We start from the raw sequence: 13,576 nt of genomic DNA on the forward strand, positions 1-13,576 counted from the left end.
AGAATCACATGACAAATCATCCGATAGATAAAATGGACTCTTTGGACCGGAAGCTCGCAGGCTTGCCGACTGATGAGCAGACAAACGCGGCATGGGAGAAGCTTGCAAGTAAGCTTCAACAGCAGGAAGCTTCTCCAGTCTGGGAAGCATGGAGCAGGGAAGGAATAACGGCTGAGGAGACGGAGCCAAAGTCCGCCAGCGCTGCACAGGAGAATCTCGTAGAAGAACACGATGTCTTGGGGGAGCACCTGAATGCAGCAAGCACTGGAACCCAACAAGCAAAGCCCGCACCGGCGCCTAACCGTCGCTGGCTGAAGAAACATGGCATGAAAACAGGGATTGCTGCAGCTGCTGTACTGATCTGCGCAGTTATCGCTACACCAACAACGAATAATGCTCTGGCTGCTATTCTGAGCAAGTTCAAGATGAATCAGGTAGCGGTTGTTCAGGAGGACGATTTCAGGTCGGCACTGGAAGGCTTCTTTGGAACGGATGTGTCGGTGGAGTCTTCGAATAAATACGGCAAATTCGAACGCTCGGTAATTGGGAACGGCTACCCTGAAATAACGGCTGCTCAAGCCCTTGATGAATACGGCATCCAGGTGCCTGAAAAGCTGGACACACCATTTGGCGAGCAAACCGAGCTTCATATTAATGCTCAGCAAGGCCAAGCCATTACATTCCGTCTGGATGTCGATGCGATCAATGGTGTTATGAAGAAGCTAGGAGCAGAAAAATTACTGCCTGCTTCGGTAGACGGGAAACCGATCACGCTGCGAATGGATCAAGGCGTGAATGCTGATTACCACATTGTAGACACGAATGACAATGATCATTTTATCGGGCTATCCATCACCCCTGCACCAGTTCTGGATATGGACCCGTCCATCGATGCGGAAGATGCATATGAAGCTTTGATCCGTTTTCCCATCTTGCCGGAGAACTTGAAATCCGTTCTGATGCAAAGCACACGGATCTCTGAAGGCGAAGTACCTTTCCCGCTTATTACGGATGGAAAAGTGACGAAGACGGTATTGAAAGGCACGGATGTCTACTTCGAGAACAGTGTCAGCAATGGCGGCGGCTGGAGTGCCACTTGGCTTGAAGAAGGTCTTGTTAAACGTGTTACCTTGTATGATATCCAATCCCGCGAAGATGCGGAAAAGATCGTGAAGGAATTGATAACCGGATGAGTTATGCGATTGAAACGTTCAGCTTAACGAAAAACTACGGGAACGGACGTGGCTGTCACGATGTCACGCTCCGTATTCCTGCCGGGGAAGCCTTTGGCTTCCTTGGCCCTAATGGGGCTGGCAAAAGCACTATCGTCAAGATGCTTGTAGGTTTGACGACCCCAACAGACGGAAAAGCACTATTGTTCGGCCAGCCTGCAGGCTCAGTGGAAGCAAGGCGCCGTATCGGCTACTTGCCGGAATTATTCCGCTATCCCGGATGGTTAAGTGGGGAAGAAGCATTGCAGTTTCACGCGAAGTTATGCGGGATGAAGGGAACATCAGTCAAAAGCCGGATCGATCATCTTCTGGATGAAGTTGGTATCGGGCATCGGGGACGAGACCGTATAAAGGGTTATTCCAAAGGGATGCAGCAGCGGCTTGGTCTTGCCTGTGCCCTGTTATCAGATCCTGACATTGTATTTTTGGATGAGCCAGCTTCAGCACTGGACCCTGTTGGTCGTCATGAAGTGCGAGAGCTGCTGCAGCGTTTGCGTAAGGAGGGCAAAACGATCTTTCTGAACTCGCATTTACTCGAAGATGTCGAACAATTATGTGATCGTGTTGCCTTGTTAAATAACGGTCGAATATTGGCGGATGGACGAGTATCAGATGTGCTTCGGGCGTCCTCAGCACGATGGCACTTCCGGGTTGGCGGAATGACACCGGATCTGCTGGACGATCTTCGGGAAATCCTTGTTGCCCCGGTTCATCTCCTGCGTTGGCAAGAAGGAGAAACGCCAGCATGGGGGGAGCATTGGCTGGAGGTCGAGCTTGAAGAGGATGAGCAAGTTGGTTATTTCAACCGTCTGCTCATTGAACAAGGTATAACGTTATACGAAACACAGAAAGTGAAATCAAGCCTGGATGAGTGGTTTTTGCAGGCAGTATCGGGTTTGGAGCATAGGGGGGAAAACCGATGATTGCCGTTTGGATGTTAACCTGGAAGGAATTAATACGCAAAAAAGTCACCTTGATCACTTTGCTGCTGACTATTCTATTTTGGATCGCATTTTATTTCATCGCAAGCAGCGCAGGCAGAGGTGCTGGAGATTCAGATTACGCTTTATCCAGCTTTTATAGTTTGGTCGATCGCTTCAGAGGAAGCGCTATTTTGCTGTGGGTCGGATTTTTCTTCGGATCATTTGCAACGGGGTTCCTAGCCATCTTTAGTTCGGTTGCCGCCGTTAGTGGGGAAGCGGAGCACGGGGTGCTGCAATCGGTACTAGCTAGGCCAATTCCGCGTACCCGCTGGTATATGGGACGATGGTTTGGCTTTGTTACCTTTTGTCTGACTTATGCACTAATTCTATTTGTGTCCATCATTGCTATTGTTTATCAAGCGACAGGTATTCACCCGGATTGGTCTACGATAGGTCCAGCGATTCTCTTGTTCATCAGTCCAGTTCTGCTGCTTGTTACCCTGACGATGCTCGCCTCCTGCTGGTTTGCGCCGCTCGGTAATGGGGTAGCCATGGTAATGCTCTTTGGTATGGGCTGGCTGGGGACCATGCTTGACCGGGTAATTGAAGCAGGTATGTTCGCTTCAGATGAAGCGTCCAAAACGTCTCATACGATGGAGATCGTGTCAGGCCTTATCCGATTGCTTATTCCAACTGATGCGCTTCAGCAGCGGATGTTATCTGAAATGTTTATGGTTAAGGAATTAGGAGATGAGTTCTCTTCAAGAGATACATTAGGTTACTTTTCTATCGTGAATCCGCCCTCGAACACTTTTTTATATTATACGGCAGTTTACTTTTTGATTTTCCTCGTCGCAGGGTTATTTGCAATCAGGCGGAAAGATTTTTGACAACTGGTTGGAATATCCATTGATTTATTATAAGAAGATAATTATTATTATAAAATCAAATTAAATAGTAAATCCTCATCACCAAGATGAGGTAGAGGTCGCGATGTTGATGACGACATCGGAGGAGGTCCAGTAGAGACCATGGATTCCGATGAAAAGGCAACACCGCCGAAGCCGTCCAGTTTACTGACTGTGATGGGCTGGGGCCGTATCCGAATAGGGGCGGAACTGTCATATGGCTGTAATCAACAGCGATATGTTGTGCTATCTTGATACATGGAAAGTGGGGAAGATAAGGCGGTCTTTCTTCAATACTTGAGAAAGACGGCTTTTTTGCGTTTTAATGCAGCTATTTATTGGGACACTAATGGAAAAAAAGATAAGGGGAGAGTTCAGTTCGTGGAAGAGAACACATTACGCAGAGGTCTAAAGTCGAGACATATGGCTATGATTTCCCTCGGCGGATCAATTGGAACAGGACTATTCCTGGCTAGCGGCGGAGCTATTCATGATGCTGGTCCAGGCGGTGCCCTGCTAGGTTATTTTATTATTGGTATCATGGTTTATTTCTTGGTTACAAGCCTCGGGGAAATGGCAACTTATATGCCGGTATCCGGAACATTTAGTACTTATGCAACAAGATTCGTAGATCCATCCTTTGGATTCGCACTAGGGTGGAACTATTGGTATAACTGGGCGATTACCATTGCAGCAGAGCTGTCAGCGGCAACATTAATTATTAAGTTCTGGCTGCCGGACAGTCCGTCATTCATATGGAGTGCCTTATTTCTTGCTTTGATGGTAGGTCTTAACTTGCTTTCTGTTAAGGGTTATGGGGAATCGGAATATTGGTTCGCTATGATCAAGATCATTACGGTTATTGTGTTTATTGCTATCGGTCTGCTCATGATCGTTGGGATCTGGAAAGGTGATGCGGTAGGCTTCAGTAACTTTACTGCTGGGGATGCTCCGATCTCGGGTGGTTGGCTTGCTGTACTTGGTATTTGTATGGCGGCTGGCTTCTCTTTCCAAGGAACGGAGCTCGTTGGTATCGCGGCAGGGGAATCCGAGAATCCTCGGGAAAATGTTCCTCGCGCGATTCGCAGTGTATTCTGGAGAATTCTGTTGTTCTACATCTTGGCTATCTTCGTGGTGGGCATGCTTATTCCATTCACAACAGATACGCTTGCGGAAGGCAGTGTAGCGGCAAGTCCGTTTACGATTATTTTTGAAAAAGCTGGTCTGAGTGTAGCTGCATCCGTTATGAACGCGGTTATCTTAAGCTCAGTATTGTCTGCCGGCAACTCGGGAATGTACGCATCTACTCGTATGCTCTGGGTATTGGCCAAAGAGGGCAAGGCTCCCAAAATCTTCGCTAAGCTCAATAAACGGGGGATCCCGGTCTATGCCTTGCTCGCTACTGCAGCAATTGGCATGCTCGCTTTCCTTGCTTCCTTCTTCGGAGACGGTCAAGTCTACATCTGGCTGCTCAATGCATCCGGCATGTCCGGTTTTATCGCTTGGCTTGGTATTGCGGTGAGCCATTACCGTTTCCGTAAAGCTTATGTTGCTCAAGGGAATAAAGTAGAAGACCTGCCATACCGCTCGTTATGGTATCCGTTTGGTCCAATTCTTGCAGGTATCATGTGTATGATTGTGATCATTGGCCAGAGCTTCAGCGCATTCTCAGACGGCAAGGTTGACTGGGTGTTCATGCTTGCTTCTTATATCGGTATTCCGTTCTTCCTGGTGATCTGGCTGGGGTACAAATGGAAATACAAAACCAAAGTGTTAAAGCTTGAAGAATGTAATCTTGACCCTACAGTTGATTAGGAACTCACGAAAAAGCAGAGGCTTCCCGCCTCTGCTTTTTTTCGTCTATTATTCGATGTTCTGGTCAAGCGGTAAAGTAAGTTCGTTCGACAAGCTTTCATCGGAATAGAGATTGTCTTCATAGTAATAGCGATACCGTGCAATGTAGCGCGAAGTCACCTGTGTTAAGCTTTCATCCTGAATTTCCTCAGAATCCGATACGTAGATCCAATAGGTTACTCTAACTGTTGCTCCTGGGGAGAGCAGGCCTAGATATACCCCTTCCTCGAGCGTAAAACCAAGTACACGCATGTCGTCAACTTGCGGATCCAGCAAGTAAAAGCCTAGCGGATACCCCGTACGGAACAGCGTGACTTCTGCAGCGAGATTCCCGGTATTTTGAACATGGATGGTAAAGGCTACGGATTCTTCAACTTCATAATACATAGGCTGAGCAGTTGCCGTGACCTTGATTTTTGGTGCCAGAATGACAGTTACAACGGGATTTGACAAGGCATTCTGTTTGACAACTCTACCGTCTGACAGCCGATACGTATAATCCACCTGTACCTGATTCGTAATTTGCCCATAATCAATAGCTGCTTGCTGCTTCTGTACGACAACCTGGTAACTGACGACGGTACTTGAGCCAGCTAATAAGGTACCAAGTGAAATACCAGGACCAAGCGATGTGCCTTGTCTTGGTACACCTCCAATCACAATACTGTTTGGAACGAATGTAGTCCCCGGTGGGAGAAGAGTCGTCAATTGTGCGTCAACTGCAAAGCTGCTGTCATTCGTGACCGTTGCCGTATACGTTAGTGTTGAACTAACCGTCGCTTGGGAATGATTGACGGCTAGGTTAACTGTCAAAGTCGGAGTAATGACACTAAGCACAAGCAGGTTGGCAAGTGTGCTGTATGTGGTACCATTCACCGTATAGTCGACAATAGCTTGGAAAGTGACTTCCGAATCAAGCGGCATTTGAGCAAGTCGAATACCAATTCTAACGGTTACCGTTGCACCAGGAGCGAGATAACCAATAACAATACCATTATTCGGATCAATCCACGGAACAAGCACGCCATCAATAACGACACTGCCAGGTATGAAGGTGAAGCCTTCCGGCAGCGGGAGGCGAATCACTACATTCTCCATTGGCAATAGACCTTCATTGTGTAACACAAGATCATAGAATATAACATCACCAAGGAACGTAACTGGAGTGCTTAATCTGGCATGAACATTCAGTAAGAAAGGTACGACTTCAAGGGTAATTCGATTCGACTGAACCGTATCCGATACGACTCTCCCGTCCTGCGTTGTAAAGCTGTAGTTGAGCGCCGCCTCGTTCTGAAAGATAAAAGCAGGTGGGAACGATATGACAATCGCTTGGAATATAAGCTGTACGGTACTTCCAACAGGGACACTCCCAATTAAAATGCCTGTGGCAGGCGACGCTCCCGGAAGGGGAGCACCATCCAGCAGGACGCTGTTAGGGATAAATGATAACCCCGTTGGCAGAACGTCAACTAGAGTTACATTTGCAGACCGATTACCAGTGTTGCCTATTACAATCGTAAATGTCACGGTTTGATTAAGGATAAGCTTCGAAGGAGCAGCGCTTTTCTGCGCGGTTAATATGGGTCCAACCAAAGGTGTCAGTACCGTATTGGAATAAGCGACACTTTCATAAGCACCACTTCTGAACCGGACAAGTGTCTGGTTCAGAAGCTTAAAATTATGAGCTGACGTCATATCGTAACCACCAGCACATTAAACGTAATGGTCGAAAAGGCACCTGCTGCGATAGAACCGATTGAAATGCCGGTATTAGGATTGCTTGATGGTCTTGGCGTCCCATCAACCGTAACACTGCCATCTACAAAGACGGTGCCAACAGGAACGGGGTCAACTAGGATAACATTATTCACGGTGGCAATACCGAGATTAGTGACTACAATCGTATACGTAATCGTATCGCCTACCACCGCATCGATAGCTGTTGTGCTCTTCACAACGGATACATCCGGTGAGGAGACAGGGATCGATAACGTATTGGAGGTCACTGTACCTGTATACACCCGTCCGTCCGGTGCAGTATACGAATAGCCTCCAGTTGCCGTATTCACAAGCTGCTGAGAAGGCGGCAAGGTTTGAATAACGACCTCATAGGATACCGAAACAACAACCAATTGTCCAGGATTAACGATACCAATCGAGAATCCAGCTGCCGGAACAGCACCAGGCTGAGGAACACCGTTAACCTGTACGCTGTTTGGAATAAATGCTCCACCAGAAGGTAGCGGATCGGTTATGGTAACTTCTGCTGGGAGATTGCCGGTATTAGTAACATGCAGATCATATGTGATTGTATCGCCAACTGTTGCATTTAGTGTATTGGCTGTTTTCTGGATGGCGATTATCGCCTGATAGACTGGTAAAATGACGGTATTCGAGAAGGTTGAGCCAGAAAATGCGCCGGAAGTAAAGGTTGCGCTTGCCTGATTGCTTAGCTGAGCTGGTGTTGGCAGGCTTGTAATTGTCAAGTTGAATGTAACTGTGGATGTTGCCCCCGGAGCAATGGTACCGATCGAGATTCCGGCATTTGGTGCAGCTCCTGGACGAGGCAGACCATCCACGGTCACACTATTGGCAACAAAGACGGAGCCGGCAGGAATAGGATCTACGATTACAACGTTATTAATTGGTGCTATACCGCTGTTGGTAACCGCAATCGAGTAAGTGACTGTATCGCCTACAACAGCCGTTGTAACCGGTACGGATTTGACAACCGCAACGTTAGGTGCGGACACCTGAATATTGAGCGTATTGGAAGTGAGTGAGCCGCCTAATGTACGCCCATCTGGCAAGGTATAGCTATAGGTTGCGGATGCTTGGTTCGTAAGCTGCTGGCCAACTGGTACCGACTGAATGATAACAGAGAAGGAGACCGTCGCTGTTCCAGTAACATTGCCGAGTGGAATTCCCGTCGAAGGATCAGCCCCTGGAATTGGCTGACTATTGACAATAACACTATTGGGAACAAAGACGGTACTTGTCGGAATGGTATCCGTTAAGATGACATTTGCACCATAGTTTCCGGTGTTAGATAGAGCTACCGTGTATGTCACGGTATCACCAACCGTTGCATTTGAGGTGCTGCCGGTCTTTACGGCGCTTAAAATCGGCTGATAGACGGATGTTGTTACCGTATTCGAGAAAGTAACGCCTGAGAAAGCACCAGAGGTGAAAGTGACAGAAGACTGATTGTTAAGCACGGCTGGAGAAGGCAGAGAAGTCACGATCACATTAAATAAAATTGTTGTTGATCCCCCTGGAGTGATGGCATCAATAATGATGCCTGTTGCGGGATTTGCAGCAGGTCTTGGGATACCATCAACCGTAAGGGATCCTGCAACAAAGCTTGCGCCCGTTGGAATGGGATCTGTAAATAAGACATTGCTAATGGATGCAATACCTGTGTTCGTAATGGTTGTCGAATAAGTAATCGTATCCCCGATCGATACGGTAGTTGAAGTTGTGCTTTTCACAACGGATGCATGTGGAGCTGATACTGGGAAAGTAACTGTATTGGAGGTGGCTGTCTGGTTAAAGGGCCTGCCATCTGGCAGGGTGTATGAAATGCTGGCTGTACCTGTGTCAGACAACTGCTGAGGAGTTGGCAAAGAATTGATAACGACGGAGAACATGACCCCCGTCGATGCACCTGCTGCTATAGAACCAACCGGAATGCCTGTTACCGGATCAACGCCCGGGGCTGGATTTCCTCCGACAATAGCACTGTTTGGTACAAAAGATGTTCCCGTAGGAATATTATCGGTCAAGATAATCGTTGCCGGATAATTACCGCTATTCGAGACGATAAAGCTATAGGTTACGGTCTGGCCAACGGAAGCATTGGAGGTACTGGAGCTCTTCGCTACCGCAATAACCGGCTGATACACAGGCGTAGATACGGTATTCGAATTGGTTAGACCAGAAAACGCACCAGACGTGAAGGTAACCGTACCCGTATTGTTCAGTACTGCAGGATCAGGGACTGTGTTAACACTGTTACTGTAGATAATTGTCGCAGACCCGCCAGGTGCAATGGGACCAACAAGAACACCTCCCGTAGGATTCGCTCCTGGTGCAGGGATACCATTTATCGTAACGGTCCCAGGAATAAAGGAAGAACCTGTTGGAGAAGGGGCAGTAAACTGAACATTATTAATGGATTCGATCCCGCTGTTGGTGATTACGGCTGTATAGGTGATCGTATCTCCAACTGTGACTGATGTGTAGTTTGCACTTAATACTACCCCGACATTGGGGGCGTTAACTGGAAAGCTGACTGTATTGGAATTTACGGAACCGGTAAGCGTACGGCCATCTGCTGGTGTATACGAGTACGAAGCAGTTCCTGTATTGTTCAGAACTTGTGGGGATGGCAGTGCAGTAATGACTACCCCAAAGGTAACCGTCGTTGTCCCGCCAGGTGCTACACTGCCAATATCGATCCCTGTAATGGGAGAAATGCCTGGAAAAGGCACACCGTTCACGATTACACTGTTTTCCGTGAAGGTCGCGCCTGTTGGGATGGTATCCGTGAGGATAACGGCAGCACCGAAATTACCCGTGTTGGAAACAACAAGGGTATAGATAATTGAATCACCCAGAGTGGCATTGCTCGAGTTGGAGCTTTTGACGACTGCAATTTGTGGCTGCGTAACCGGTGTTACTGTCGTATTCGATGCCGTAGTAGCTGAGAAGGTACCGGAAGTAAAGCTGGCTGTCGATTGGTTCGTAATCTGTGTAGGGATTGCCATCGTAATGATCACCTCGAATGTTACGGTAACCGAGGCCCCTGGTGCCAGGCTACCGATAGATATGCCGGAATCTGGGGAAGCCCCCGGCAGGGAAACACCTTGAACCAAGACACTTCCGGGAACAAAGGCCGTACTTGCTTGAAGCTGGTCGCGAAGGACAATGTTGTTCGCCGTAGCAATACCATTATTCGTCAGCACGGAAGAATAGGTCATCGAATCACCAACTACGGCGACTGTCCGGCTCACACTTTTTACAAGAGACACATTAGGTAATGCGACCTGAACCGTAACCGTATTGGATACGGCAGAGCGGTTAACGAGATTTCCGTTAGAAAGAGTGAAGGTATACGCTGCAGATGCCTGATTCACGAGTTGTCTGCTTGCCGGATAAGAAACAATGTTGACGACATAACTGACTACTGCTGACCCGCCTGCAGGAATGGCACCTACCGAAATGCCGGTTACAGGACTTACACCTGGAGTAGGTACGCCATTGATCAGTACGCTGTTCTCGATAAAGGCGCTGCCGTCGGGGATAACATCACTTAAGGTAACTGTCGCTTCCGTATTTCCAGAATTCGATAAGGTGAAGCTGTACGAGAACGTATCCCCTACTGTTGCATTCGCTGTACTTGCTGATTTGACAATAGATACGACCGCTTCTGAGACCGGTGTGATGACAGTATTCGAGACCGAGGTGCTTGTAAAAGCCCCGGAAGTAAAACCTACGCTTCCAACGTTGCTCAGCGATCCGGTCGATGGAAGAGAAGTGACTCGAATCTGGAAGGTAACGGTAATCGTAACTCCCGCATTAATCGTTCCTAGTGAAATCCCTGCGTTTGGATTAGCAAGAGGTGAGACAGATCCATTGATCGTCACGCTGCCGGTAAGGAAGCTTGCTCCTTGAGGAATGGGATCCGACAGAACCACATTAATAACAGGAGCAATACCATTGTTCGTTATAAGCATCGTATAGGTGAGTACATCCTGCACAGCAGCTGCTGTAGCACTAGCCGTCTTCGTAATCGTCACATTCGGAGAGGAGGCTGTAATGGTTACGGTATTCGAACTGCTGCCGCCGCTCAGGCTTCTTCCACTTGGCAAGGTGTATGTATAGCTCGAGGTTGCCTGGTCTACGAGCACAGCAGGAGACGGCAGACTGTTCAGCAACGTTTGGAAGGTAACGGTAGTTTGACCTGCAGGTGCCAAACTTCCAATGGGAATTCCCGTTAATGGAGAGGAGGCAGGGCTTGCAGCTCCATTAATCGTGACTGACCCTGGCACAAAGGTTGAGCCAGCAGGAATATTATCCAGTAAGGTGACGGCTGCTGCTCTATTGCCTGTATTTCGGGCTAGAACCGTATACGTAATCGTGTCGCCGACCGTTGCCGAAGTTGTACTTGCTGATTTGGTTAATGGAATGACTGGTTGAAAGACTGGCGTTATCGTGCTGTTTGAAGCTGTTGTTCCGGAAAAGGTGCCAACGGTGTAGGAAACACTGGATTGATTACTGAGCTGTGCGCTTGCTGGCAGAGTGGTCACCGCAGCTTGTAAAGTAATGGTAACTGAACGGTTAGCAGGAACTGTTCCTACGGCAATACCCGTTCCTGGGTTAGCAGAAGTGCTTGCAGTTCCGCCAATGGTAACACTGCCTGGTACAAACGTTGTACCAGCTGGCAGTACGTCAGTCAGCGATACATTCGTGACAGCTTCTACTCCATTGTTGGTGATGACAGAGGAATAGGTAATGGTCTCACCAACCGCGACATCGGTTACATTCACCGATTTGGCCACCGTCACATTCGGCAGCGACACAGGAAGCGTATACGTATTCGATGCCGCTGAACCGGTTATCGTCCGACCATCAGGTGGAGTGTAAGTATAGGTAGCTGTGCCTTGGTCTACGAATTGAGGTGGTGAAGGCAGGGAGTTGACCTGTACGTTAAAAGTGATGGTAGAACTAGCGCCAGCAGCAATAGACCCAATCGCAACACCTGCAGAGGGGTTAGCACCTGGTATGACCGTTCCATTAACCCGGAATGTACCGGCTATAAAGGTGCTTCCTGTTGGGATGTTATCAGCAAGGGTCACATTCGCTGCAATATTACCTGTATTCGAGACTAATAGGGTGTAGGTGACTGTACTTCCTACAGTTGCGGTTGTGCGATTCGAGCTTTTGGCGATCCCAATGATTGGGGAGTATACCGGTGTAGATACCGTGTTGGATGGGATTACCCCAGTAATATTGTCACCGCCAGCCACCATTTGGAATGTAAAGGCTGCTTTGGCGTTATTGGGCAGTAAAAATGTACTCGGCAACGAAGATACTACTGCTCGATAAGTTACAATGATGGAGCTTCCTAGATTTAAAGGTCCTAATGGAACGCCGGAAAGAATATCGTTCGTTGGTTTTGCTACACCAGCAACCGTTACACTTCCACTGACAAAGGTAAGACCTGTCGGGAGAGCATCGGTTAGAACAACGCTGGCTGCATTGGCTGTACCCGTGTTGCTGACTGTAACCGAGTAAGTAATCGTGTCTCCGACAACCGCGCCTGCTACACTTGCACCTTTAACGACATTAATAGTTGGTGAATTGATATTGATCTGAATCGCATTGGCATTTACGACATAAGCATCGCCGGAAGTCGTCAGGATTAGTACGGCAGAAGACTGGTTGTTAACCAGGCGTGCGGAAACATCGACATTCGTAATATCCCAGCCTTGCCTGCCAGCTGAGATATTAGAGCCTGGTGCACCATTCGTTTGATTTCGATTGCCAAACGTACCTGTTGTATTCAATGCACCGGCATCGTTATTGATCTGAGAGGCAAAAAAGTTGGCTGCAAAGTTATTGGTGCCAGATAAGGCAACCGCAGTAGCTGTTGTAGGGCCAAATAGTGCTTGATCACCAGTTCGGTTCGCATCGCCTTCTTGTGCGCTAAATAATGCTCTTCCTCCAAGGGCACCTGAGATTGGAGTTGCAAATCCGGTTAAGGTGGTTGACACAGGTCCCGATGAAGCTTGCACGAGCACAGCACCTGCGCGGAGCGACATGTTGCGGAAGGGAAGTGTCGGATTTTGATAAATGACGCCAAGTGTCCATCCGCAATGATTTGCCGTAGAATCTCCAGGAATAACGATGGTGCCGACTACATTGCCTGTCGTATAGGTGCCTGCTCCGCCTTGCGAGATAAGTGTCGTTACATTGGCTGAACGCGTATAAGCAAACGCTCCACCACCGAGGTCGACTTGATTTCTGGTTGCTGCATCTGAGGTAATACTAGATGTTCCTGTCGGCGTTATGAACGTAACAGGATTATTAATAAAGGCACTCAAATCAACGGTTCCGTTAATATAAGAACCGCCCCAGATCAGCTCAGCGTACAGAATGGTGCTTCCAGCTGGTAAGGTCAAGATAGCAGAGGAGCTATTGCTTGTGTATACACTTGTCGTACCGGCAGGGTATGTACCATAGACGGAAGTGTTGTTTGTCGTTGTAAAAGCTCCAATACTATCTTGAGTACCTGGTACGCCTGCCGTATCGGAACGGCTTAAGCCCAGTGTATTTCCGGTAAAAGTAATCGCCCCGGTAGCGTTAAACGTCGCCCGAGTGATAAGAGGAATTGGTTTCACCCCCTGCGTTGCAGAAATTTAGTCCATGAGGGCAGTAACAGTTAATTTATTTCTTCCTTTCATACATATGTGCAAGATTCCATGTTAAAACGAATCTCCTGCATTTTCTTTCCCCATACTGCAATGCAGATTGGCCAATGCTATAGGACAGTGAGGCTTGATATATAAGAAAAAAGAAAGCCTTTCTTTATTAAAGTGGTTGGTGGGACCAACATTTTAATAAGGATTGGCTTCTTTGTTTGTGATTTTTA

6 protein-coding genes and 1 riboswitch are annotated in these 13,576 nt (G+C 48.0%); of the genes, 4 read left to right on the forward strand and 2 right to left on the reverse strand.

Annotated elements, in window-relative coordinates; all coding sequences use genetic code 11:
* Positions 1-8 precede the first annotated feature (8 nt).
* The 4 genes from AB4Y93_RS01165 (at position 9) to AB4Y93_RS01180 (ending at position 4,878) form a co-directional block, all read left to right on the forward strand.
* The gene (locus AB4Y93_RS01165; RefSeq protein WP_441888193.1) at positions 9-1,193 is read left to right on the forward strand and encodes a hypothetical protein; all 1,185 of its coding nucleotides are present in this window, start codon (positions 9-11) and stop codon (positions 1,191-1,193) included.
* Positions 1,190-2,155, forward strand: a complete 966-nt coding sequence (locus AB4Y93_RS01170; protein WP_441888194.1) for an ABC transporter ATP-binding protein — start codon at positions 1,190-1,192, stop codon at positions 2,153-2,155. Before AB4Y93_RS01165 ends, AB4Y93_RS01170 begins: the two co-directional genes overlap by 4 nt.
* Positions 2,152-3,045: an ABC transporter permease subunit gene (locus tag AB4Y93_RS01175; protein WP_441888195.1), complete on the forward strand. Its 894-nt coding sequence runs from the start codon at positions 2,152-2,154 to the stop codon at positions 3,043-3,045. The genes AB4Y93_RS01170 and AB4Y93_RS01175 overlap by 4 nt, the downstream gene beginning before the upstream one ends.
* Positions 3,046-3,129: 84 nt before the next feature.
* Positions 3,130-3,320, forward strand: a riboswitch (Lysine riboswitch).
* Positions 3,321-3,486: 166 nt separating this feature from the next.
* A complete protein-coding gene (locus AB4Y93_RS01180) occupies positions 3,487-4,878 on the forward strand; it encodes an amino acid permease (RefSeq protein WP_441889205.1) in 1,392 nt (463 codons plus the stop codon).
* Between the two features lie 48 nt (positions 4,879-4,926).
* On the opposite strand, the gene AB4Y93_RS01185 is transcribed toward AB4Y93_RS01180, so the two are convergent.
* Together AB4Y93_RS01185 and AB4Y93_RS01190 are read right to left on the reverse strand one after the other, a co-directional pair.
* Positions 4,927-6,615 carry a hypothetical protein gene (locus tag AB4Y93_RS01185; RefSeq protein ID WP_441888196.1) on the reverse strand — a complete coding sequence of 563 codons (1,689 nt, stop codon included), beginning with the start codon at positions 6,613-6,615 and terminating at the stop codon, positions 4,927-4,929.
* Positions 6,612-13,325: a DUF7507 domain-containing protein gene (locus AB4Y93_RS01190; protein ID WP_441888197.1), complete on the reverse strand. Its 6,714-nt coding sequence runs from the start codon at positions 13,323-13,325 to the stop codon at positions 6,612-6,614. The genes AB4Y93_RS01185 and AB4Y93_RS01190 overlap by 4 nt, the downstream gene beginning before the upstream one ends.
* Between the last annotated feature and the right edge of the window lie 251 nt (positions 13,326-13,576).

It is taken from the genome of Paenibacillus sp. YAF4_2 (genome assembly GCF_052113225.1).
GTDB lineage: Bacteria > Bacillota > Bacilli > Paenibacillales > Paenibacillaceae > Pristimantibacillus.

What these genes read in the sequence shown, in the direction of transcription:
- AB4Y93_RS01175 (WP_441888195.1), top strand. Translation starts at nt 2,152, where the DNA reads ATGATTGCCGTTTGGATGTTAACCTGGAAGGAATTAATACGCAAAAAA.
- AB4Y93_RS01180 (WP_441889205.1), top strand. Translation starts at nt 3,487, where the DNA reads ATGGCTATGATTTCCCTCGGCGGATCAATTGGAACAGGACTATTCCTG.
- AB4Y93_RS01165 (WP_441888193.1), top strand. Translation starts at nt 9, where the DNA reads ATGACAAATCATCCGATAGATAAAATGGACTCTTTGGACCGGAAGCTC.
- AB4Y93_RS01185 (WP_441888196.1), bottom strand. Translation starts at nt 6,615, where the DNA reads ATGACGTCAGCTCATAATTTTAAGCTTCTGAACCAGACACTTGTCCGG.
- AB4Y93_RS01170 (WP_441888194.1), top strand. Translation starts at nt 1,190, where the DNA reads ATGAGTTATGCGATTGAAACGTTCAGCTTAACGAAAAACTACGGGAAC.